The 21,464-nt window shown below is 55.3% G+C and carries 22 protein-coding genes; 4 read left to right on the forward strand and 18 right to left on the reverse strand.

All coding sequences use genetic code 11. The annotated features are described in order from the left end of the window. Positions 1 to 250: 250 nt before the first annotated feature. Positions 251 to 1,654, reverse strand: a complete 1,404-nt coding sequence (locus BFG58_RS09055; RefSeq protein ID WP_048030236.1) for a sensor domain-containing diguanylate cyclase — start codon at positions 1,652 to 1,654, stop codon at positions 251 to 253. Positions 1,655 to 2,145: 491 nt separating this feature from the next. Between BFG58_RS09055 and BFG58_RS09060 the strand changes: the two genes are divergently transcribed. Beyond that, the gene (locus BFG58_RS09060) at positions 2,146 to 2,427 is read left to right on the forward strand and encodes a YjcB family protein (RefSeq protein WP_045261050.1); all 282 of its coding nucleotides are present in this window, start codon (positions 2,146 to 2,148) and stop codon (positions 2,425 to 2,427) included. Between the two features lie 61 nt (positions 2,428 to 2,488). Here the strand turns inward: BFG58_RS09060 and ssb1 are convergent, their stop codons facing one another. Next, entirely contained in the window at positions 2,489 to 3,013 is a 525-nt protein-coding gene (gene ssb1 / locus BFG58_RS09065; protein WP_008503384.1) for a single-stranded DNA-binding protein SSB1, read from the reverse strand. A gap of 250 nt (positions 3,014 to 3,263) precedes the next feature. On the opposite strand from ssb1, the gene uvrA reads away from it, so the two are divergent. Further along, the gene (gene uvrA / locus BFG58_RS09070; RefSeq protein ID WP_045909175.1) at positions 3,264 to 6,086 is read left to right on the forward strand and encodes an excinuclease ABC subunit UvrA; all 2,823 of its coding nucleotides are present in this window, start codon (positions 3,264 to 3,266) and stop codon (positions 6,084 to 6,086) included. A 3-nt stretch (positions 6,087 to 6,089) separates the two neighbouring features. Here uvrA and BFG58_RS09075 read toward each other — a convergent pair whose 3' ends face one another. The 8 genes from BFG58_RS09075 to dnaB form a co-directional block, all read right to left on the reverse strand. Continuing rightward, positions 6,090 to 6,443, reverse strand: coding sequence for an MmcQ/YjbR family DNA-binding protein (locus tag BFG58_RS09075; protein WP_008503382.1), 354 nt, complete (start codon positions 6,441 to 6,443; stop codon positions 6,090 to 6,092). 2 nt (positions 6,444 to 6,445) lie between these two features. Next, positions 6,446 to 6,862, reverse strand: coding sequence for a secondary thiamine-phosphate synthase enzyme YjbQ (locus BFG58_RS09080; protein ID WP_045909174.1), 417 nt, complete (start codon positions 6,860 to 6,862; stop codon positions 6,446 to 6,448). Between the two features lie 113 nt (positions 6,863 to 6,975). Beyond that, positions 6,976 to 7,689, reverse strand: coding sequence for an acid phosphatase AphA (gene aphA, locus BFG58_RS09085; protein WP_063622860.1), 714 nt, complete (start codon positions 7,687 to 7,689; stop codon positions 6,976 to 6,978). A gap of 240 nt (positions 7,690 to 7,929) precedes the next feature. Then, positions 7,930 to 9,123: an aromatic amino acid transaminase gene (gene tyrB / locus BFG58_RS09090; protein ID WP_048226451.1), complete on the reverse strand. Its 1,194-nt coding sequence runs from the start codon at positions 9,121 to 9,123 to the stop codon at positions 7,930 to 7,932. Positions 9,124 to 9,198: 75 nt separating this feature from the next. Beyond that, positions 9,199 to 10,209, reverse strand: a complete 1,011-nt coding sequence (locus tag BFG58_RS09095; protein WP_069719697.1) for an AAA family ATPase — start codon at positions 10,207 to 10,209, stop codon at positions 9,199 to 9,201. Further along, positions 10,206 to 10,763, reverse strand: coding sequence for a nicotinamide riboside transporter PnuC (gene pnuC, locus BFG58_RS09100; protein ID WP_069719698.1), 558 nt, complete (start codon positions 10,761 to 10,763; stop codon positions 10,206 to 10,208). The genes BFG58_RS09095 and pnuC overlap by 4 nt, the downstream gene beginning before the upstream one ends. A 22-nt stretch (positions 10,764 to 10,785) precedes the next feature. After that, entirely contained in the window at positions 10,786 to 11,865 is a 1,080-nt protein-coding gene (gene alr, locus BFG58_RS09105) for an alanine racemase (protein WP_048030228.1), read from the reverse strand. 16 nt (positions 11,866 to 11,881) lie between these two features. Then, positions 11,882 to 13,294 (reverse strand): replicative DNA helicase, encoded by a 1,413-nt coding sequence (dnaB, locus tag BFG58_RS09110; protein WP_008503375.1) that lies wholly within the window; start codon positions 13,292 to 13,294, stop codon positions 11,882 to 11,884. Between the two features lie 60 nt (positions 13,295 to 13,354). Here dnaB and BFG58_RS09115 point away from each other — a divergent pair, with 60 nt between their 5' ends. Further along, positions 13,355 to 14,338, forward strand: coding sequence for a quinone oxidoreductase (locus tag BFG58_RS09115; RefSeq protein WP_069719699.1), 984 nt, complete (start codon positions 13,355 to 13,357; stop codon positions 14,336 to 14,338). 184 nt (positions 14,339 to 14,522) lie between these two features. On the opposite strand, the gene pspG is transcribed toward BFG58_RS09115, so the two are convergent. The 4 genes from pspG to BFG58_RS09135 form a co-directional block, all read right to left on the reverse strand. Continuing rightward, positions 14,523 to 14,765 carry an envelope stress response protein PspG gene (gene pspG, locus BFG58_RS09120; protein ID WP_008503373.1) on the reverse strand — a complete coding sequence of 81 codons (243 nt, stop codon included), beginning with the start codon at positions 14,763 to 14,765 and terminating at the stop codon, positions 14,523 to 14,525. Between the two features lie 136 nt (positions 14,766 to 14,901). Next, positions 14,902 to 15,897, reverse strand: coding sequence for a tRNA dihydrouridine(20/20a) synthase DusA (dusA, locus tag BFG58_RS09125; RefSeq protein ID WP_032623124.1), 996 nt, complete (start codon positions 15,895 to 15,897; stop codon positions 14,902 to 14,904). 82 nt (positions 15,898 to 15,979) lie between these two features. Further along, complete coding sequence (locus BFG58_RS09130; RefSeq protein ID WP_048030222.1) at positions 15,980 to 17,290, reverse strand: conjugal transfer protein TraF; 1,311 nt, start codon at positions 17,288 to 17,290, stop codon at positions 15,980 to 15,982. Between the two features lie 172 nt (positions 17,291 to 17,462). Then, entirely contained in the window at positions 17,463 to 17,951 is a 489-nt protein-coding gene (locus BFG58_RS09135) for a cupin domain-containing protein (protein WP_048030220.1), read from the reverse strand. 115 nt (positions 17,952 to 18,066) lie between these two features. Here BFG58_RS09135 and zur point away from each other — a divergent pair, with 115 nt between their 5' ends. Further along, a complete protein-coding gene (gene zur / locus BFG58_RS09140) occupies positions 18,067 to 18,579 on the forward strand; it encodes a zinc uptake transcriptional repressor Zur (RefSeq protein WP_008503369.1) in 513 nt (170 codons plus the stop codon). A 47-nt stretch (positions 18,580 to 18,626) separates the two neighbouring features. Here the strand turns inward: zur and BFG58_RS09145 are convergent, their stop codons facing one another. The 4 genes from BFG58_RS09145 to BFG58_RS09160 form a co-directional block, all read right to left on the reverse strand. Next, positions 18,627 to 18,836, reverse strand: coding sequence for a CsbD family protein (locus BFG58_RS09145; protein ID WP_014830284.1), 210 nt, complete (start codon positions 18,834 to 18,836; stop codon positions 18,627 to 18,629). 120 nt (positions 18,837 to 18,956) lie between these two features. Further along, positions 18,957 to 20,294 (reverse strand): MATE family efflux transporter DinF, encoded by a 1,338-nt coding sequence (dinF, locus tag BFG58_RS09150; RefSeq protein WP_048030219.1) that lies wholly within the window; start codon positions 20,292 to 20,294, stop codon positions 18,957 to 18,959. Between the two features lie 63 nt (positions 20,295 to 20,357). Beyond that, complete coding sequence (gene lexA / locus BFG58_RS09155) at positions 20,358 to 20,966, reverse strand: transcriptional repressor LexA (protein ID WP_045909165.1); 609 nt, start codon at positions 20,964 to 20,966, stop codon at positions 20,358 to 20,360. 108 nt (positions 20,967 to 21,074) lie between these two features. Beyond that, a complete protein-coding gene (locus tag BFG58_RS09160) occupies positions 21,075 to 21,443 on the reverse strand; it encodes a diacylglycerol kinase (protein WP_021242750.1) in 369 nt (122 codons plus the stop codon). Between the last annotated feature and the right edge of the window lie 21 nt (positions 21,444 to 21,464).

Here is a 21,464-nt window from a genome sequence, read left to right on the forward strand (position 1 = left end):
CGAAGTTAGCAACTGACTTTTCGTATTAAAAATCTTAAATTTCGTTATGACGATAATATTTTCCCGTAAGTGAAACTGTAAGTATTCGTTCCGTTTCAATTAAGGAAAATAATTATCCAGCCCGTAAGGGCGGTGGGAAGATAACACAACAGACGATTGTTGATTAAGCCAAACTTCTGGCAGCATGAAAAAAGCACACTGTCATAATGACGTTTTATGCTATTTGATCGGGTGTATTGTGTTCACTGATTTATAAATAATCAGCCGCCACCACCGTTTTTCCTCGCCCCAAATGCTTAGCCTCATATAACGCTTTATCAGCACGCCTTAGCAAGGCTGAAGTATCCCGCTGTCCCCCGCGGACTTCCACGACCCCTGCGCTAAACGACAGCGACAGCGTTCTCTCGCCCACTATCAGCGGATGAGTTTGCAAAACGGTGCGCAACCTGGCGGACAGTTGCGCAGCGCCATTACCGTCAGTTTGCGCCAGAAGGAGCAAAAATTCCTCCCCTCCCACGCGCCCTAATGCGGAGCCTGAAGGGGCCAACTCACGGATAGCATTACAGAAGTGAAGAAGCGCCGCATCGCCCACCGGGTGTCCCCACTCGTCGTTGATCTGTTTGAAAAAATCCAGGTCAAACATCAGAACGCAAAAATGGCTGTTAGCCTCCTGCCTGGCACTGGCGGCCAGCGCAAGCTCCAGCTGCTGCAAAATCGCCGACCGGTTAAAGCAGCCGGTGAGATCGTCAGTGGTGGCTTTAACTTCGAGCTGCTGTTCGGCTTTTTTCCGCTCGGTGATATCCAGCCCAATATTCAGGATAGAGTTGTCCGGCAACAGAATGTTTGACCACAGCACCGTCAGCGGGGTGCCGTCTTTGCGTAGCGGATGCCATTCATACATATCCTTCAGCGGCGAGACATTGACCGACTCTCTTACCCGCCGCCGCTCTTCAGGATCGGGATAAAACAGCGAAAGCGGATCGGCATGTTCCGCGATCTCCGCCATCGTCCAGCCGAATACTTTTTCACATTCGGCATTCCACAGCACGCAGCGGTTAAATTTGTCGAAAGAGTTCATTAAAACCGGGGCGCGTTCAAAGAGCGTCTTATATTGCGTCACGACGCGCTGCATTTCCTGCGCCGTTTTTTCTCGGGCAATAATTTCCGCAAAATAGTCTTTTAATTTTTCGACCAGCACCACGACGATATTTTTCAGGATCGGCAAAGAAGAAAGCCTTTCTTCGAACGCTAAAAAGAAATAGCCGCTGCAGTGCCAGTTTTGGGTGGAAAGCTTGCACAGCACACCGCTTTGCAGTTGCGCATAGCCCGGGTGCTGAGGAGGAAATAACGTGCGGCCAATATTCTCTTTCCAGTAGACCACCCGCCACGATCGATGATGTCGCTGAAGCAGCGTGTTCGCCAGGAAATCGGCCACGTCGAGGGGATGGCAGGTCATCTCCCCGGCGGACACCACGCGCTTCAGCCCGTCATCACCGTTAACGCTGACCCAGGCAAGGCTTGCGCCCAGCGCGCGACTGATGGTCGCCAGCATGTCGGCCAGAGAACATTGAGCATGAAGCTGGGGCATTAGCTTAGCCAGCGCATGCAACGCCTGCATGCTGTCATTAACAATCTCACGTCGGTTTTCTTTCATTTTTTTCGCTGATTATCAGGCGATAAACCGGACGCAACTTTCTTCAGATTCGAAAAATCGACAAACCAACGCGCAGGCTGAATCTCAGCGTAGCGAATTAAAAACAACGTTGTGTGTAATTAAAAACGTACAAAAAAATAAAAAAATAATGAAATTCAAAAACCTGAAAGGTTAGCTGCGAGTAAAATTAATTGTCCACTCAAGCATAAGCCATAGGGTTATTGCTGTAAACATTGTACAGAGTGCGTCCTTTTGCATCAGTTTTGCTATCTTAATGAATTCATTATAAAGAGTGCGGGAACTGGAGAACTTAGCCAGCAAAGATATATTTTCACTCAGGCATCCACTGATTCTCGGCAACTATGAATCGCTCGTTTTTCATCATCCCGGGACTGGCGAATAAAACAGCAAACGTGATATAGTTCACACAACTTATGTAACGAAAATACTCTGTTTCATTCAGTTCGTCTGTTTTATAGAGGATGGGTTTTATGGCAACCATTACTACCAGCATGGTACTCCTGCGCTGGCCTTTGTTGAGTGCGGTACTGATGTTTTTGGCCAGCACGCTGAACATTCAGTTTCGTAAATCTGACTACGCGGGTCTCGCTGTCATCAGCACGCTGTTGGGGCTGGGGGCTGCCTGCTGGTTTGCAACGGGTCTGCTTGGCATTACCCTGCTGGATATGGCCGCCGTCTGGGAAAATATCAAAGTGGTGATGGTTGAGGCGATGAGCCACACGCCACCAGACTGGCCGATGGTGATTACCTGATCCCTTATGGAATAAAAAAACCCAGACGATGTCTGGGTTTTTTGTTTGGGGAACGCGGAAATCAGAACGGAATGTCGTCGTCGAAATCCATTGGCGGTTCGTTAGACGGTGCAGGAGCAGACTGCTGCTGCGGGCGAGACTGCGCGCCGCCGCTGAACTGGTTGCCACCCTGCGGCTGCTGAGGCTGACCCCAACCGCCCTGCTGCTGGCCGCCACCTGCTGGTGCGCCGCCGCCCTGACGGCCACCCAGCATCTGCATGGTGCCGCCGACGTTAACCACCACTTCCGTCGTGTACTTCTCAGCACCGGACTGATCGGTCCATTTGCGGGTGCGCAGCTGGCCTTCGATATAGACCTGAGAACCTTTACGCAGATACTCACCGGCCACTTCGGCCAGTTTGCCAAACAGCACAACGCGGTGCCATTCGGTCTGCTCTTTCATCTCACCGGTCGCTTTATCACGCCAGGATTCGGAAGTAGCCAGCGTAATGTTGGCAACTGCGCCACCACTCGGCATGTAGCGTACTTCCGGGTCCTGGCCCAGATTACCGACGAGAATCACCTTGTTTACGCCTCTGCTGGCCATGTTCGTGTCTCCTGAATACGTTTCTTAATAGTGTAAACGCGCGAGTGTACCATTTCCATGCTGCACTTTGATAGTTGCGTAGCACGTTCCAGAGTTCTCCCGCAACTCGACATTGTTACACAGCGAATCAGAAAATGCATTCCAATACTGTATATTCAAACAGGTCAAATTGTGTCATAATTAGCCGTTTCTGACAGCCGTTTGTCCTTCAAACAAACCAGGCAATCCGTGTTCCAACCGGGAAAGGTGAATGGATAAGATCGAAGTTCGGGGCGCCCGCACCCACAATCTCAAGAATATCAACCTGATAATCCCTCGCGACAAGCTGATTGTCGTGACCGGGCTGTCGGGGTCTGGCAAATCCTCACTGGCTTTCGACACCCTGTATGCCGAAGGACAGCGTCGTTACGTTGAATCACTCTCTGCGTACGCGCGTCAGTTCCTGTCGCTGATGGAAAAACCGGATGTCGACCACATTGAAGGGTTGTCCCCTGCTATCTCTATTGAGCAGAAATCCACCTCGCATAACCCGCGTTCAACGGTCGGTACCATTACCGAAATCCATGACTACCTGCGTCTGCTGTATGCCCGCGTGGGTGAGCCGCGCTGCCCGGACCACGACGTCCCGCTGGCGGCACAGACCGTCAGCCAGATGGTGGACAACGTCCTGTCGCAGCCGGAAGGCAAGCGCCTGATGCTGCTGGCGCCGATCATCAAAGAGCGTAAGGGTGAGCACACCAAAACGCTGGAAAACCTGGCAAGCCAGGGTTATATCCGCGCCCGTATTGACGGCGAAGTGTGTGACCTGTCCGATCCGCCCAAGCTGGAACTGCAGAAGAAGCACACCATCGAGGTGGTGATTGATCGCTTTAAGGTGCGTGACGATCTCGCCACGCGTCTCGCAGAATCGTTTGAAACGGCGCTGGAACTCTCCGGCGGCACGGCCGTGGTCTCCGACATGGACGACCCGAAAGCGGAAGAGCTGCTCTTCTCCGCCAACTTTGCCTGCCCGATTTGCGGTTACAGCATGCGCGAGCTGGAACCGCGCCTGTTCTCGTTCAACAACCCGGCGGGTGCCTGCCCGACATGTGACGGCCTGGGCGTGCAGCAGTATTTCGATCCGGACCGCGTGATCCAGAATCCGGAGCTTTCGTTGGCGGGCGGCGCCATTCGCGGCTGGGACAAGCGTAACTTCTATTACTTCCAGATGCTGAAGTCGCTGGCAGAGCACTACAAGTTCGACGTGGAAGCGCCGTGGGCCAGCCTGAGCCCGAACGTACACAAAGTGATCCTGTTTGGCTCTGGCAAAGAGAACATCGAGTTCAAATACATGAACGATCGCGGTGATACCTCCGTGCGTCGCCACCCGTTCGAAGGGGTGCTGCACAATATGGAGCGCCGCTACAAAGAGACCGAATCCAGCGCGGTGCGCGAAGAGCTGGCGAAGTTCATCAGCAACCGCTCCTGCGCCACCTGCGAGGGCACGCGCCTGCGTCGCGAAGCGCGCCACGTGTTTGTGGAAAATACGGCGCTGCCGACCATCTCAGACATGAGCATCGGCCACGCGATGGACTTCTTCAATAACCTGAAGCTCTCTGGCCAGCGCGCGAAAATCGCCGAAAAAGTGCTGAAAGAGATTGGCGATCGCCTGAAGTTCCTGGTGAACGTCGGCCTGAACTACCTGACGCTTTCCCGTTCGGCAGAAACGCTCTCCGGCGGTGAAGCCCAGCGTATTCGTCTGGCGAGCCAGATTGGTGCGGGCCTGGTGGGCGTGATGTACGTGCTGGACGAGCCGTCAATCGGCCTGCACCAGCGCGATAACGAACGTCTGCTCGGCACCCTGATCCACCTGCGCAATCTCGGTAACACGGTGATTGTGGTCGAGCACGACGAAGACGCGATCCGCGCCGCAGACCACGTGATCGACATCGGCCCGGGTGCTGGCGTGCACGGTGGCCAGGTGGTGGCGGAAGGGACGCTGAAAGACATTATGGCGGTGCCCGAGTCGCTGACCGGCCAGTACATGAGCGGCAAGCGCAAGATTGATGTACCCAAACAGCGCGTAGCAGCGGATCCGGAAAAAGTGCTGAAGCTGACCGGCGCGCGCGGCAACAACCTGAAAGACGTCACCCTGACCCTGCCCGTCGGGCTGTTTACCTGTGTCACCGGCGTGTCCGGCTCCGGTAAATCGACGCTGATCAACGATACGCTGTTCCCAATTGCACAGACCGCGCTAAACGGTGCGACGCTGGCAGAGCCGGCACCGTACCGCGACATTCAGGGGCTGGAGCATTTCGATAAAGTTATCGATATCGACCAGAGCCCGATTGGCCGTACGCCGCGCTCTAACCCGGCAACCTATACCGGCGTTTTCACGCCCGTACGTGAACTGTTTGCCGGTGTGCCGGAAGCGCGTTCACGCGGGTATACGCCGGGACGTTTCAGCTTTAACGTACGCGGCGGCCGCTGCGAAGCGTGCCAGGGCGATGGCGTGATCAAGGTTGAGATGCACTTCCTGCCGGATATCTACGTGCCGTGCGACCAGTGCAAAGGCAAACGCTATAACCGCGAAACGCTGGAGATTAAGTACAAGGGCAAGACCATCCACGAAGTGCTGGACATGACCATTGAAGAGGCGCGCGAGTTCTTTGACGCCGTTCCGGCGCTGGCGCGTAAGCTGCAGACGCTGATGGACGTCGGCCTGACCTACATTCGTCTGGGTCAGTCCGCAACGACGCTGTCCGGCGGTGAAGCGCAGCGCGTGAAGCTGGCGCGCGAGCTGTCAAAACGCGGTACAGGCCAGACGCTGTATATCCTGGATGAGCCGACCACCGGTCTGCACTTTGCTGACATCCAGCAGCTGCTGGACGTGCTGCATCAACTGCGCGATCAGGGCAACACTATCGTGGTCATCGAACATAACCTGGACGTGATTAAAACCGCGGACTGGATTGTCGATCTCGGCCCGGAAGGCGGCAGCGGCGGCGGTGAAATCCTCGTCTCCGGTACGCCAGAGACCGTTGCAGAGTGCGAAGCCTCGCACACCGCGCGCTTCCTTAAACCGTTGCTGTAATTGTCACACGGAGAGCTGCTGTCGGGTCGTTTCCGGCAGCAGCTCAACCGCCTGCTGATAGGATGCGTCCACCAGGTAGTAAATTTGTGAGCCTGGAATCGATCCATCCAGATAGACGGTGCTCCAGTGCGCCTTATTGAGGTGCTGGCTCGGCCTCACGTCATCATGCTGCTGACGGAGTAAATCGGCCAGTTCAGGGCTGGTTTTCAGCGACGCCGCCGGACGGCCTTCCACCTCTTTCACCATCGCAAACAGCACATCCCCCACCTTAACCTGCGTGGCCTTCCAGTCGCTGTGGACGCTCTGCTCCGCGCCGGGCTTGCTCATGCAGTACTGAAGTATCTCCGAAATTGTCATCTTTATTCCCCTTGTAGCGTGGCGATAATTTTACGCGAACCACCGTGAATGCGATGCTCTCCCAGCCAGATCCCCTGCCACGTGCCCAGCAACAGCCGCCCGTTGTGGACCGGCAGCATCAACGATACGCCCAGCAAAGAGGATTTAATATGCGAAGGCATATCGTCCGCCCCCTCATAGTCATGCTCGTAAGGGGCGTTGTCCGGGACGCTCTTCAGAAAATGCCGCTCCATGTCAGACCGGACGGTGGGATCGCAATTTTCATTCAGCGTCAGAGAGGCAGACGTATGCTGAAGCAGCAGATGCAGCAAACCCGTTCTGACGCGCGACAGGTCGCGGAGTTGCCCGATGACTTCATCCGTCACCAGGTGAAATCCGCGTGGCTTCGCGCTTAAGGTCAGGGTCTGTTGGTACCACATAGGCTGCTCCGTGATGAAAGATGAATCTTTCTAAGTGTGCAGCAAGAAGACGAAAGGTAAAACCCGCAGCAGCGAGATTTGATTAAAAAAGAGTCAAACTCGCTGCCAGGGACTCAGTACTCCGAGTTGACGATCACCTCTTCGCCAAACTTTCCGGCCATCGGCAGCGGTCGATAGGTAGAGTTAGACGCGCGTAACACCCTGATCCCTCTGGCACCTGCATCCTGCGCGGCGGAAATGTCGTTATCCGAATCGCCATAAAACACTTTGATGTTTTTCTTTTCCAGCCACTGGATTTTGGTGTTTTGCCCCTCTTTGTCACCCGCAAAGATGACCGGATTCATGTTGGCTGCCGGGATCTGGAAATCGTCCTGCAGGGTTCTGGAGACGGTTTCCGTTTTGGTCTGGCTACGACCGGTGACGAAATAAATACTGTCGCCACGCTTAACATGCATAGCAATTACCGCCCGGGCGACCTCTTTCGGAATGCTGTACTCGTCCCAGCCGTTATTCATTTTTTCCCAGAACTCCGGGTTCTTCAGATACGCTTCGCTGTCGGGAGAATACATTTTTTTGCCGCGCCAGAATCCCGGGCTTGAGAACAACACGGTATCGTCAATATCGAAGCCCACGGCCATTGGTGGGCGCCCCATCAGGCTGTTTTCGATTTGGGCCACGGAAACCCAGTGAATGGGCGCCTGCTCGGCGAGAATGGCGGCGGTAGTGCCGGTGTAAAGCGGCGTCGGGGCGGAAGCTCGCGCGACGACGGCGCTGTTAAGTGAGAACAATAAGCAGGCGGCGCTGAGCGCCAGTGTGATCTTGCGCATATTTTCCCTTGAATATTCAGCTTGTTATCGTTTTATTTTGAGTGAATGGTCAAAAAACTATCCGACCATAACCCCAGCGGGAGGTGAAGGGAAGGAGTTTTTGCTTATGAAGCGGAATAAAAAGAAGACGATCACAAAGCGCAGCGCCACCGGGCAATGACTGGCACCGGCGCGAACAAAAAAGCCGGGTGGCGGCTGCGCCTTACCCGGCCTACATATAGCATGCAAGTAAGTGAATACTTACATTACGGAGGCAAACGCCTGCGCCACGCGATGAACGTTGCCGGCATTCAGGCCCGCCACGCACATACGGCCGCTGGCGATCAGGTAGACGCCGAACTCTTCGCGCAGGCGATCGACCTGCGCCGCGCTCAGTCCGGTATAGCTGAACATCCCGCGCTGCTTGAGCAGATAATCAAAGTTATGCCCAGGCACAGCCTCTTTCAGGACATTAACCAGTTCCTGACGCATCGACAGGATGCGCTTACGCATCGCCTCCACTTCGCCAAGCCAGGACGCTTTCAGCGTTTCGTCACCGAGAACCGTTGCCACCACCTGAGCACCAAAGTTTGGCGGGCTGGAGTAGATACGGCGCACCGTCGCTTTCAGCTGACCCAGCACGCGGCTGGCTGCTTCGGCGTCTTCACATACCACGGAAAGACCACCAACGCGTTCACCGTACAGGGAGAAGATTTTAGAGAAGGAGTTACTCACCAGAACAGGCAGCCCGGCGCTGGCAGCGGCGCGGATGGCATAGGCGTCTTCTTCCATACCCGCGCCAAAGCCCTGATAGGCAATATCGAGGAATGGGATCAGGTTACGGGCCTTCAGCACCTCGATCACCGCATCCCACTGGGCATTGGTGAGATCGGCACCGGTCGGATTATGGCAGCACGGATGCAGCAGCACAATACTGCGCTCCGGCAGGGTGTTCAGTTTTTCCAGCAGCGCGTCAACGCGCACGCCGTTCGTTTCGCTGTCGAACCACGGATAGGTCGCCACCTTAAAGCCCGCGCCCTCGAAGATCGCAACGTGGTTTTCCCACGTCGGGTCGCTGACCCACACGCCTGAATCCGGGAAATATTTTTTCAGGAAGTCTGCGCCCACTTTCAGCGCACCCGAGCCGCCCAGCGTCTGGATGGTCGCCACGCGTTTTTGCGCGAGCACCGCGTGATCGGCGCCGAACAGCAGCGGCGCGATGGTGTTGCGATAAGCGTTTAGCCCTTCCATCGGCAGATACAGAGAAGCGCCGTGTGGAACAGCGTTCAGACGCGCTTCGGCTTCAGCTACGGCTTTTAATTGAGGAATAATGCCATCCTCGTTGTAATACAGACCGATGCTGAGGTTCACTTTGTCGCTGCGAGGATCTTCTTTGAAACGCTCCATTAAGGAGAGGATAGGGTCGCCGGCATAGGCGTCAACTTTCTGAAACACGCGATAGTTCTCCGGAATTCGATGAGGCAGGGATTTCAACAATAAACCGGAAGCAGGTGAAGGTCGAGTGCGATATCAGGCCAGACACTCGATATATCGGCAAATGCAATCGATTCGCTCAGGCACCGAGCCCTGCACGCGCAGAAAAGGAATGTTTCGTTGTGATAGCTCTGCTTCATACCATACCTGCTGTCTGTGGCGAAACGCCTCCCCCTGCCGGGTGCCATCCTGCACAAACGGAAAATCATCTCCGCAAAGCACGACCAGTGCATAGTCTCGTTCAGCAAGCGCCATTAACGCCTGCGGCGCGCTGCCAAACTGATCGAGCGCGTAAAACAGGGTCGTTAAAGGTGACGTATCACAGACCAGATAAGGCGCCGTGCAGGCTGATTCTTCCCGACGCACCTGCTCGCGGGCAATATGCAGCAAATCCTCCAGATCAAGGATGCCGTTCTTCTCTTCCCAGTGTTCACGACCATACTCTGCAACGTACGGAACGTTTAGCGTTTGCGCCAGTGTCTTTGCAAGCGTACTTTTGCCCGTCGATTCTCCACCTAATAAGCAGATACGAAAAACAAAGCTGCGATACACCTCAGGGGACATCATCTTGCGATAACGATGAACATCAGAGCGGATGAGCGTTCCCGATGGAGCTTCTGGTCCCTGTTGACGCTGGAGACGCACGTGCGCAACCGGTCGTCCGAAACGCTGGCTCAGGACAGTGGCAAACCCGTCTCCATAGTCTTCGGCAGTAAATACCGCCTCTGGCTGACAATGCAGAATGTCCTCACATAGCGTTGCAACATAATGCCGGTGAAGATCGTCATCAGCGTCATTCGGTGGCGGTGGCGCAAGGCCATATGAAGCCAACACTTGCGGCGAAAGCACGAGGTGGCGACATTGTGGGAAGCGCGTTGTTAACCAGTTAAGCCGCTTTTCAGGTTCGTAACCGCGTATTTCCGGCGACGAATAGCTGATGATACAGACCGTCTCGCACTGCTCAAGTGCCGTATTGATGAGCGCTTCATGGCCCGCATGTAATGGTGCGAATTTGCCTACCACCAGGCCGTTGGCATACAGCGTCATTGCGCACGGATCTCCTTGCGCCACTGATACAGTCCGTGCCACGCATTAAACCAAAACACCAGATATAAACCGGCGGTCAGATACAGTTCTCTCGTCGCGTACAGCGGTACTGCCAGCGTGTTAACGGCAAGCCAGATGTACCAGTTTTCCAGACGCCGTCCCATCAACATAAACTGAGCAAGAATGCTGAATGTCAAAATGATGGAGTCCAGCCAGGGGGCCCATGCATTGGTATAGAGATGCAATATCCACCCGTACGCCGCTGCTACGCTTACGGCGCAGACTAAAAGCATAAAAAAATGTCCCGGTCTGGTACGACGAACAGGCAAGACCTCTCCATGATTGCCTTTAAGCCAATGCAGCCAGCCGGTTATGCTCGTTATGATGAAAAAGAACTGAAGGGTAACGTCAGCATAAAGCTGAACAGAATAGAAGACCCAGGCATAAAGCCCGCTACCAATGATACCTATCCACCACGTATGGATATTGTTTCTGGCGGCCAGCCAGACGGAGAGAGCATAGGCCAGACACGCAGCGATTTCTGAAGGGGACATTATCCTTCCCTGGAATAAAATGTTAGTCGACGTACTTCATCGCCACCCGAGACGTCAGGCGGGTAATAAGTTCGTAAGCACTCACTTTCGTGATTTCAGCAATACGTTCAACGGGTAAACCTTCCCCCCACATCACCACATCGTCGCCGGGTTTATCCTGGGCTTCAGGACCCAGATCGACACAAATCATGTCCATCGCCACGCGGCCAACGATCTTTACTTCGCGACCGTTGACCAGCACCGGCGTACCCGTGGGTGCAGCGCGCGGATAACCGTCGCCATAGCCCATCGCCACGACGCCGAGACGGGTATCACGCTCGCTGATCCAGGTGCCGCCGTAGCCCACCGGCTCACCGGCTTTGTGTTCGCGCACGGCAATCAGAGTAGACACCAGAGACATGACCGGCTGAAAACCCATGTCCGGCCCCCAGGGTTTATTCTCCAGCGGCGACACGCCGTAAAGAATGATGCCCGGTCGCGCCCAGTCGAAATGCGACTGCGGCCACAGCAGGATCCCGCCGGATGCGGCGATCGAGCGCATCCCCGGCTTACCTTCGCAGAAGGTATTAAAGATATCCAGCTGCCGCTCGGTCGCACCGCACTCGGGCTCATCGGCACGGGCGAAGTGGCTGACAATATTCACCGGCTGGCGCACGTTTTTACACCGGCATAAACGCTGATAAAACGCTTCCGCACTTTCCGGACGCACGCCCAGACGGTGCATGCCCGTATCAAGCTTCATCCACACGGTCACCGGCTCGCTCAGCTCAGCGGTTTCCAGTGCGGCCAGCTGTTCTTCGTTGTGTACCGCCGTGTGCAGATGCTGATCTGCGATGGTTGGCAGATCGGTGGCTTCGAAAAAGCCTTCGAGGAGCAGAATCGGTTGGGTAATCCCCCCCGCGCGCAGGCGGAGGGCTTCTTCAAGACGGGCGACGCCAAAGGCGTCGGCATCGGGGAGCGTTCGCGCGGTCTCAATAAGACCGTGTCCGTAAGCGTTCGCTTTCACGACTGCAACGAGCTTGCTGGCGGGGGCCAGTTCACGCAGACGTTGCAGGTTGTGTCGCAGAGCGCGGCGGTTAATCACAACAGTTGCCGCTTGCATTTGAATTCCTTAGAAATTACTCATCATCATATTGAGGACCGGCATAGTTGTCGAAACGCGACCACTGTCCGTTAAAGGTCAGACGTACCGTCCCGATCGGGCCGTTACGTTGTTTACCAATAATAATTTCGGCGATCCCTTTCAGGTCGCTGTTCTCGTGATAAACCTCATCACGGTAGATAAACATGATTAAGTCGGCATCCTGCTCGATGGAGCCGGATTCACGCAGGTCGGAGTTGACCGGGCGCTTGTCAGCACGTTGTTCCAGAGAACGGTTAAGCTGCGACAGCGCCACCACCGGCACGTGCAACTCTTTGGCTAACGCCTTGAGCGAGCGGGAAATTTCGGCGATCTCCAACGTACGGTTGTCGGAGAGCGACGGGACGCGCATCAGCTGAAGGTAGTCGATCATGATAAGGCCGATACCGCCGTGTTCACGGGCGATACGACGCGCGCGGGAACGGACTTCCGTCGGCGTCAGGCCGGAAGAGTCATCAATATAGATGTTACGTTTTTCCAGCAGAATGCCCATCGTGCCGGAGATGCGCGCCCAGTCCTCATCGTCGAGCTGGCCGGTACGGATGCGGGTCTGGTCCACGCGCGACAGCGATGCCAGAGAACGCATCATGATCTGCTCAGAGGGCATCTCAAGACTGAAAATGAGTACCGGCTTATCCTGCAACATCGCCGCGTTTTCGACGAGGTTCATCGCAAAGGTCGTTTTACCCATCGACGGACGCGCCGCGACGATAATCAAATCCGACGGCTGCAGACCGGCGGTTTTCTTGTTGAGATCATCATAACCAGTGTTCACCCCGGTCACACCGTCGTGCGGCTGCTGGAACAGCTGTTCGATACGGGCAACGGTGGCGTCGAGGACGTCGGCGATATTTTTGGGGCCTTCGTCTTTGTTGGCGCGGCTTTCGGCGATTTTGAAGACGCGGGACTCGGCAAGATCGAGCAGGTCTTCACTGGTGCGACCCTGCGGATCAAAACCGGCTTCGGCGATCTCATTCGCCACCGAGATCATCTCGCGGACAACGGCACGTTCACGCACGATGTCGGCATAAGCGCTGATGTTTGCCGCACTTGGCGTGTTTTTTGACAGTTCTGCCAGATAGGCAAACCCGCCGACGCTGTCCAGCTGTCCCTGACGCTCCAGCGATTCCGCGAGCGTGATCAGGTCAATCGGGCTACCCGACTCCTGCAGGCGCGCCATTTCGGTAAAGATATGACGGTGCGGACGGGTGTAGAAATCCTCAGACACCACGCGCTCGGCGACGTCGTCCCAGCGTTCGTTATCCAGCATTAAACCGCCCAACACCGACTGTTCCGCTTCAATCGAGTGCGGCGGGACTTTTAACCCTGCGACCTGGAAATCACGCTCGCGAGGTTCAGTCTGTTTGTTGAAGGGTTTGTTTCCTGCCATAGTGAATGGAGTTACCGAGATAAAGAGTGGGTCGAAAGATTACCACATTCTGGAGGAAGCATGGCAACACGTATTGAATTTCACAAGCATGGTGGCCCTGACGTACTCAACGCGGTGGAGTTCACCCCCACCGCGCCTGGCGAAAACGAAGTGCAGGTTGAAAACAAAGCCATCGGCATAAACTACATCGACACCTATATTCGCGGCGGGCTCTACCCGCCTCCGTCGATGCCGAGCGGACTGGGCACCGAGGCAGCCGGTGTCGTCATCAAAGTGGGCAGCGCGGTTAAGCATCTTAAAGAGGGCGACCGCGTGGTGTATGCGCAATCTGCGCTGGGCGCTTACAGCACCGTCCACAACGTCCCGGCGGATAAAGCCGCCCTGCTGCCTAATGCCATCTCCTTTGAGCAGGCGGCGGCCTCCTTTCTGAAAGGCTTAACCGTTTACTACCTGTTGCGTAAAACCTATGAAATTAAACCCGACGAGCAGTTCCTGTTTCATGCCGCGGCGGGTGGTGTCGGGCTCATCGCCTGTCAGTGGGCAAAAGCGCTGGGTGCAAAACTGATCGGCACCGTGGGCAATGCCCAAAAAGCGCAGCGCGCACTGCAGGCGGGCGCCTGGCAGGTGATTAACTACCGTGAAGAGAGCATCGTCGAACGGCTGAAGGAGATCACAAGCGGCAAAAAGGTGCGCGTCGTGTATGACTCGGTTGGGAAAGACACCTGGGAGGCATCGCTGGACTGCCTGCAGCGTCGTGGGCTGATGGTGAGCTTCGGAAACGCCTCAGGTGCTGTCACCGGCGTGAATCTCGGCATCCTGAACCAGAAAGGCTCGCTGTACGTCACGCGCCCTTCCCTGCAGGGTTACATCACCAACCGGGAAGAACTTGAGGAAGCCAGCAACGAGCTGTTCTCGCTGATCGCCAGCGGCGTCATTAAGGTGGATGTGGCAGAAGCGCAGAAATACCCGCTAACCGATGCGCAGCGTGCGCATGAGGTGCTGGAGAGCCGGGCAACGCAGGGGTCGAGTTTGTTGATTCCCTGAGCCCCAAAAAGAAATTGGGCTTCCCGTGGGAAGCCCTTTCTTTTTTTAGTTCGGCTGTATGTAGGGTACAGCGCGATGAATTCTTTAACGGCAGTCATAGTGACAGATTCGATAAGTAAATCCTATTCTGTTCTAAGCCATGCTGCCGGAAAAGTTACAACTCTGTGACGAACCCCTCAATACCTTAGTAACGGAAGCGGTTATTGCGCTGATAACTGGGCACTTTTGGCGATTTAATCGCCCGTATCACCCACACCACCGCCACGGCCAGCAGTAACCACGGCAGCAGTTTGATCGTCAGGGCAAACAATCCGCCAATAAACATGACGACCGTCGCCACCACGATAGCCGCCAGAATGCCGAGCAGCGAAATGCCCGTTGCTAACAGCATGACAAAAAAGCCAATCACAAAAAGTAGTTCCAGCATGGTGCTCTCCCACGAGTTCCCGAATGATGCTGCAAACATTACAAGAATCATGCCAGACATAACCTGTTGTTCTTAAAGCAAAACGCCCCGCGAGAATTCGCAGGGCGTGGTGAATTTGACGAATTTTTAGCGAAAGTTATCGCTTGTCTGCCACCAGTCGCAGCGCATGTTCCAGCACCTCGATATCGGCACCGGCTTTATGTGCGTTTTCGCTCAGGTAGCGACGCCACTGACGCGCGCCCGGAATGCCCTGGAACAGCCCAAGCATATGGCGGGTGATATGGCCGAGATACGTACCGTTGCTCAGCTCGCGCTCAATGTAAGGATACATCGCCCGCACGACGGCAACCGGATCGGTGTCTGCACCTTCGATGCCAAAGATTTCGCGATCGACCGTCGCCAGAATGCCCGGGTTCTGATACGCCTCGCGCCCAACCATCACCCCATCCATATGTTCAAGGTGCGCTTTGGCCTCTTCCAGCGACTTGATGCCGCCGTTAATGGACATGGTCAGATGCGGGAAGTCACGCTTCAGCTGATACACGCGCGGGTAGTCCAGCGGCGGGATTTCACGGTTCTCTTTCGGGCTCAGGCCGGAGAGCCAGGCTTTTCGCGCATGGATGATGAACATCTCGCATTCACCCTTTCCGGAGACCGTATTGATGAAATCGCACAGAAATTCGTAGCTGTCCTGGTCGTCAATCCCGATACGGGTTTTGACCGTCACCGGAATGGAAACGACATCACGCATCGCCTTGATACAGTCCGCTACCAGCTGGGCATTCCCCATCAGGCAGGCACCGAACATACCGTTTTGCACACGGTCGGACGGACAGCCAACGTTCAGGTTGATCTCGTCGTAGCCGCGCGCTTCCGCCAGCTTCGCACACTGCGCCAGCGCGGCCGGATCGCTGCCGCCCAGCTGCAGGGCAACCGGATGCTCTTCTTCGCTATAGGCCAGATAGTCGCCCTTCCCGTGGATGATTGCGCCCGTGGTCACCATTTCGGTGTACAGCAACGTATGGCGGGAGAGCTGGCGCAGGAAATAGCGGCAGTGTCTGTCCGTCCAGTCGAGCATCGGCGCAATGGAAAAACGGTGTGCAGGGAAAGCGGTCTGTAATTCTGACGACATGGCGAAGTTTTAAGCATCTGGTGGAAAAGGGGCGCTACTATAGCACAAAGAAAAGCCGGAGGCGCAGCGCCTCCGGATGACTTTAGAACGTCATGCTCAGCTGAGCCCCTGCGCCCCAGGTTTCGTCTTCACCGTACAGGCCCATCAGGTCAACATGCACGGTGCTAAACGGCGCGAAACCGACACCGCCGGTAAAGACATTACTGTCGTTACCCTTCACGTCGGCACGATAACCCGCACGCACCGCCAGCCAGCTCAGCGGTGTCACCTCGGCACCGACACCCACGTACTGCGACGTATCTTCACTCTTGAAGCCTTTGGTTTCCGTCAGATCGCCATCGGCGGTCAGCGTCACCAGATCGTTGTGCCAGGCGGCACCGGCGGTCACCAGCGGACGGATCTGGTAGGTGTCTTTATAGCTCACCACTTCTCCCGTACGGCCATTGCGGATACGGATATCTTTGGTGTCGATATCACGCGACATCAGGTTTTGTCCGCTTACGCCAACGGTCCAGTTTTCGCCGAAATCGGCCGCAATACCGGCATCCACGTTGAAGCCCGTATCGTCAGTACGGTAGCGGCTGTCGTTCCACTTGTTACTGTCGTAATCGTAGATTGACGTGGTGTAGTTATAGACCCAGGTTTTTTGCAGTTTTGGTGTTACGCCCACGGAAACCGGGACGCCGCCGAGATCAAACTGACGGGCAACGGCAACACCGTAGTCGGAGACAATCGCCGCCCGGCCGGACGCCGTTGAGTTGAGGTTCTTAGTGATCTGATCCGTACCGTTCAGCGCAGCATCCAGCGCAACACCGGCCGCCACCACATTACTTCGTTGAATACCACGCAGATAATCAATGTCTTGCTGATCGATAGACGAGCTCACCCGGCCATGTGCATAACCTTTCGCCATGAAGGCGACGGAAAGGACATCGTTAGGGATACTCACCGCAAGCCCTGCACCAGCCGTTGCGCGTGCGGTTTTGCCTTTGAGATAGTCCAGCTCATCGGCCAGATCTTTGGCCGCGCCCTGGAATTGATTAATGGAACCTAACGGATTGGTGATAATTTCTCGTGGCGTGAGATTATCAACCACATCCTTGTAGTGATTGATTTTGTCATTGATGTTATCAATCTCGTCCTGAAGATTGTCTTCATCCGTCACCTGCACCCCAACGGCTGGCAAGATGACCGTCACATCATCGTCCGGTTTTGCCTTTGCCAGCAGCGCCGGGTTGATTAACGCCCCACTGCCATAGCTTCCCGACGCCACGCCGGTGCCACCCATGGCGTCGCTGCGTGATTCTGTCCAGGTATTGGCTGCTCCCGCCTGATTTGCCATAAACAAGGAGACAGCAATGCTAACCACCGAAAATTTAAAATTTTTTTTCACAGTATGCCCGTTATAGTCTGTTATGAAATAACCCCTGTCTGTTATCACCCAAACAGGAACGAACTATTGCTGTGAATAAGTAGTAAAAGACCCGCTATTTCTTTCCCTAAGTAAAACTCCCTTACGGCCTGTTATATTTTGTGACGGCCCTCAATATTTATAGAAGAGGAAATTATTTTTTCCCAGGTTTTCCATCATGCGGCCCAAAAAACTGTGGGGGATGGTCTACCCAGCGATCTTCCCGCGTGGCGGCATACTCAGGGTTGAGCGGATAGTAGATGCGGTTGTGCTTCTTGTTGGCCTCGCCAACGACCAGTAACCGAACCTCGTCGTCCGTGTTGTTGATAAAGGTATGACAGATGCCGGTTCCGGCGGGAAAACCTACACTGTCGCCAGGCTCCAGCTTCCACAAGTAGCCGTTAATCCAGGCTTCAGGGTAACCTTCGAGCACGTAAATAAACTCTTCTTCGTCGCTCTCCGCATGCGGATAGGACGTTCTGCGCCCCGGCGGCAGGCGCTCATGATGGATGCCAATACGCCCGAGCCCAAGCCTGCGAGCCAGCGGTGCGCCGATAGAGAACAGCTCATCGCTGTCGGGGTAGGTCGAGTCATCCGCGCCTTCCACGTCGCGCCAGTGCCGAATACAGTCAGGTCTTTTCATTTTGGTTCTCCCGGTTTTCGATGGGTCAGGTATAGCACAGACTGGCGGATCTCGGTGTTTTTAGCAGAACATGATAAAGTGGGGGTTTTCCGTCCTATAACATCCGGGGTGCTACATGGATAAGTCCACAAAAGAGCTGTTAGCGCAGGCCGAAAAGCTGTGTGCGCAACGCAATGTGCGCCTGACTCCGCAGCGCCTTGAAGTCTTACGCCTGATGAGCCTGCAGCAGGGTGCCATCAGCGCCTACGATCTGCTGGATCTGCTGCGCGAAAGCGAGCCGCAGGCAAAGCCGCCGACGGTCTATCGCGCACTGGATTTCCTGCTTGAACAAGGGTTTGTGCACAAGGTGGAATCCACTAACAGCTATGTGCTGTGCCATCTGTTCGATCAGCCCACCCACACATCGGCGATGTTTATCTGTGACCGCTGCGGCGTGGTGAAAGAAGAGGCTGCGGAAGGCGTGGAAGATATTATGCATACGCTGGCAGCGAAAATGGGTTTTGCCCTGCGTCATAACGTGATTGAGGCGCACGGGCTCTGTTCCGCGTGCGTGGAGGTGGAAGCCTGTCGTCATCAGGACGCGTGTCAGCACGACCACTCTATTCTGGTGAAGAAAAAGCCGCGTTAACGGCAAAAGAAAAGGCGGCTTAGAGCCGCCCTGTGGGTTATTCAGCGTTACCAGCGGTAGTCGTTGCGTTTTTCCCAGTCGCCCACTTCTTTTTCCGCCTGGTCTTTTGCGTAGCCGTAACGTTCCTGAATTTTACCGACAAGCTGATCGCGTTTACCTTCGATGACGGTCATGTCGTCATCCGTCAGCTTACCCCACTGTTCTTTCGCTTTACCTTTGAACTGCTTCCAGTTGCCGCCGATTTCGTCTTTATTCATCATCGTGTCCTCTTCGTTAAGCGTCGGGTCGTAACGTCCGTTACGTTCTTTTCTGCTGGACGTGATAATTATTGTAGTTAAGGATTCCGTGGTTAATTTCATATTCGGAATCTTTAACCGTCACGATATATCGGAGCGCGAGGGAAACCAGGTATTGTTTTGCCAGTGTCGATGCCAGATAAACGCCAGCGATAACCCGCGCAGTGAGAGGAAGACGGCCAGGGCCAGCCACAAACCATGATTACCCAGCCAGGGGAGCGTCAGCAGCGTCAGACCAAACCCAGCCGCCGCGACGGCCATGCTGTTGCGCATTTCGGCCCCGCGCGTCGCACCAATAAACATGCCGTCCAGCAGATAACACCAGACGCCAACCACCGGTAAGACGACTTGCCAGATGAGATAGTGGCTCGCCAGCTCGCGCAGCGCAGGGAGAGAGGTAAGCAATGCAACGATCTGCTCACCAAAGCAGGCGTAAACCAGGCCAAATGCCAGCGCCACCAGTCCCGACTGACGGCAGGCAGCCCGCCAGACATCCCGTAGCTGACCGCTTTCGCGCGCCCCGTACGCCTGCCCGGAATGCGCTTCAACCGCATAGGCAAAACCGTCCAGCGCGTAGGCGGTAAACGTCAGCAACGTCATCAATACTGCGTTGACCGCGACGATTTCTGGCCCCAGTCGAGCTCCGAAAACCGTCAGTGCCCCGAAGCAAAGCTGGAGAAGAAGCGAGCGCAGCATGATGTCACGGTTGAGGGCCAGCAGCTTACGGATATTGCCGCGCCATGCGGTTTTGAGCAGCGCCAGGGAGATCCCGCGCATGGCCAGTACACGCCAGACCATCCATAAGCCAATGATAAAGGTCCCGTATTCGGCAATCGCCGTCGCCAGCGCCGCACCCCGCACGTTCATATGCAGACCCATGACCAGCCAGACATCCAAAACGATATTGAGCAGGTTACCCACCACCAGCAAAATCACGGGCGCACGGGCGTACTGCACGCCCAGTAGCCACCCCAGCAGAACCAGGTTAGCCAGCGACGCGGGCGCGCTGAGCCAGCGGATTTCAAGGAAACGTCGCGCCTGCTCTAATACCGCCTCGCTGCCGCCAACAATATGAAGCGCAAGATCGATCAGGGGTGCCCGCAATAAAACGATGAACGCACCCGCGCCAAGCGCGAGGATCAGCGGCTGCACCAGCGCGCGCGCCAGACGCAGCGGATCTTTCGCGCCATAAGCCTGTGCGGTAAGACCGGTGGTGCTCATGCGCAAAAAGAGCAGCAGCATAAACAGGAAGCTGGTTGCCGTCGCGCCAATCGCCACGCCGCCAAGATAAACCGGTGAATCAAGATGGCCTATAACGGCAGTATCGACCAGCCCCAGCAAGGGCACGGTAATATTGGAGAAAATCATCGGCAGAGCAAGACGCCACAATGCCTTATCGGATGCCGTCAGCAGTGACATGAAAGATACCGGGAGTGGGGAATGAATCAGGCTACAGCGGTGCCATAGCCTGTCAGGAAGAGGTTACAGCCATTCACCGTTGCGAATCACCCCGACCGCCAGACCTTCGATAGAGAAGTTCTGTTCGCGGAGATCGACCACAATGGGTGAAAACTCGCTGTTTTCAGGCAGCAACTGTACGCTGTTACCCTGTTTTTTCAGACGCTTAACGGTCACTTCGTCATCAATGCGCGCCACCACCACCTGGCCGTTTCGCACATCCTGTGTTTTATGCACCGCAAGCAGATCGCCATCAAGAATACCGATGTCTTTCATTGACATGCCGCTGACGCGCAGCAGGAAGTCAGCGCTCGGTTTGAACATACCAGGATCGACCTGGTAATGGCCTTCAATATGCTGCTGAGCCAGTAAAGGCTCACCGGCAGCAACACGCCCTATCAGCGGAATGCCCGTCTCTTCTTCCACCAGCAGGCGAATACCCCGTGACGCGCCCGAGACAATCTCAATCACGCCCTTACGCGCCAGCGCTTTCAGGTGTTCTTCGGCAGCATTTGGAGAACGGAAACCCAGACGCTGCGCGATTTCCGCACGCGTGGGTGGCATACCCGTCTGGCCGATATGATCCCGGATGAGATCAAACACCTCTTGCTGCCTGGTCGTTAACGCTTTCATTCCGCCCCCTGGGTGTATATACAGTTATGCTGTGAGTATATACAGTCAAAGGCGATTTTGGAACCAAAAACTGCACAAAAAACCAGGGACTTAATTATTCCTCGAGGCTCATCGGAAATGTGACCAAAGCAGCGTGACCCAGGTGATAACGGCAGTGATAATCGCCAGCAACACGGCAGCAGAGCCCATGTCTTTTGCACGGCCAGAAAGCTCATGGAAATCGGAACCAATGCGATCCACAACGGCCTCGATAGCGCTATTAAGAATTTCCACTATCATCACCAGAAGAACGGAACCGATAAGCAGTACGCGGGTAATCGCATCAACATCAAGGAAACAGGCGACGATCACCGCGATGATAGCGGCGACGCCCTCCTGGCGAAAGGCGGCTTCGTTGACCCATGCGGCACGGAAACCTTTCCATGAATAGCCGGCGGCTTTGATGATACGTGTTAACCCAGTGGTATTATTGGCCATTAAAAGAACCTTTTTTAAAAA

This window comes from Enterobacter sp. ku-bf2, assembly GCF_001742765.1.
GTDB lineage: Bacteria > Pseudomonadota > Gammaproteobacteria > Enterobacterales > Enterobacteriaceae > Enterobacter > Enterobacter quasiroggenkampii.

Coding starts and splice junctions, on each gene's coding strand:
- BFG58_RS09055 (WP_048030236.1), bottom strand. CDS start 1,654: ATGAAAGAAAACCGACGTGAGATTGTTAATGACAGCATGCAGGCGTTG.
- BFG58_RS09060 (WP_045261050.1), top strand. CDS start 2,146: ATGGCAACCATTACTACCAGCATGGTACTCCTGCGCTGGCCTTTGTTG.
- ssb1 (WP_008503384.1), bottom strand. CDS start 3,013: ATGGCCAGCAGAGGCGTAAACAAGGTGATTCTCGTCGGTAATCTGGGC.
- uvrA (WP_045909175.1), top strand. CDS start 3,264: ATGGATAAGATCGAAGTTCGGGGCGCCCGCACCCACAATCTCAAGAAT.
- BFG58_RS09075 (WP_008503382.1), bottom strand. CDS start 6,443: ATGACAATTTCGGAGATACTTCAGTACTGCATGAGCAAGCCCGGCGCG.
- BFG58_RS09080 (WP_045909174.1), bottom strand. CDS start 6,862: ATGTGGTACCAACAGACCCTGACCTTAAGCGCGAAGCCACGCGGATTT.
- aphA (WP_063622860.1), bottom strand. CDS start 7,689: ATGCGCAAGATCACACTGGCGCTCAGCGCCGCCTGCTTATTGTTCTCA.
- BFG58_RS09095 (WP_069719697.1), bottom strand. CDS start 10,209: ATGACGCTGTATGCCAACGGCCTGGTGGTAGGCAAATTCGCACCATTA.
- pnuC (WP_069719698.1), bottom strand. CDS start 10,763: ATGTCCCCTTCAGAAATCGCTGCGTGTCTGGCCTATGCTCTCTCCGTC.
- alr (WP_048030228.1), bottom strand. CDS start 11,865: ATGCAAGCGGCAACTGTTGTGATTAACCGCCGCGCTCTGCGACACAAC.
- dnaB (WP_008503375.1), bottom strand. CDS start 13,294: ATGGCAGGAAACAAACCCTTCAACAAACAGACTGAACCTCGCGAGCGT.
- BFG58_RS09115 (WP_069719699.1), top strand. CDS start 13,355: ATGGCAACACGTATTGAATTTCACAAGCATGGTGGCCCTGACGTACTC.
- pspG (WP_008503373.1), bottom strand. CDS start 14,765: ATGCTGGAACTACTTTTTGTGATTGGCTTTTTTGTCATGCTGTTAGCA.
- dusA (WP_032623124.1), bottom strand. CDS start 15,897: ATGTCGTCAGAATTACAGACCGCTTTCCCTGCACACCGTTTTTCCATT.
- BFG58_RS09135 (WP_048030220.1), bottom strand. CDS start 17,951: ATGAAAAGACCTGACTGTATTCGGCACTGGCGCGACGTGGAAGGCGCG.
- zur (WP_008503369.1), top strand. CDS start 18,067: ATGGATAAGTCCACAAAAGAGCTGTTAGCGCAGGCCGAAAAGCTGTGT.
- BFG58_RS09145 (WP_014830284.1), bottom strand. CDS start 18,836: ATGAATAAAGACGAAATCGGCGGCAACTGGAAGCAGTTCAAAGGTAAA.
- dinF (WP_048030219.1), bottom strand. CDS start 20,294: ATGTCACTGCTGACGGCATCCGATAAGGCATTGTGGCGTCTTGCTCTG.
- lexA (WP_045909165.1), bottom strand. CDS start 20,966: ATGAAAGCGTTAACGACCAGGCAGCAAGAGGTGTTTGATCTCATCCGG.
- BFG58_RS09160 (WP_021242750.1), bottom strand. CDS start 21,443: ATGGCCAATAATACCACTGGGTTAACACGTATCATCAAAGCCGCCGGC.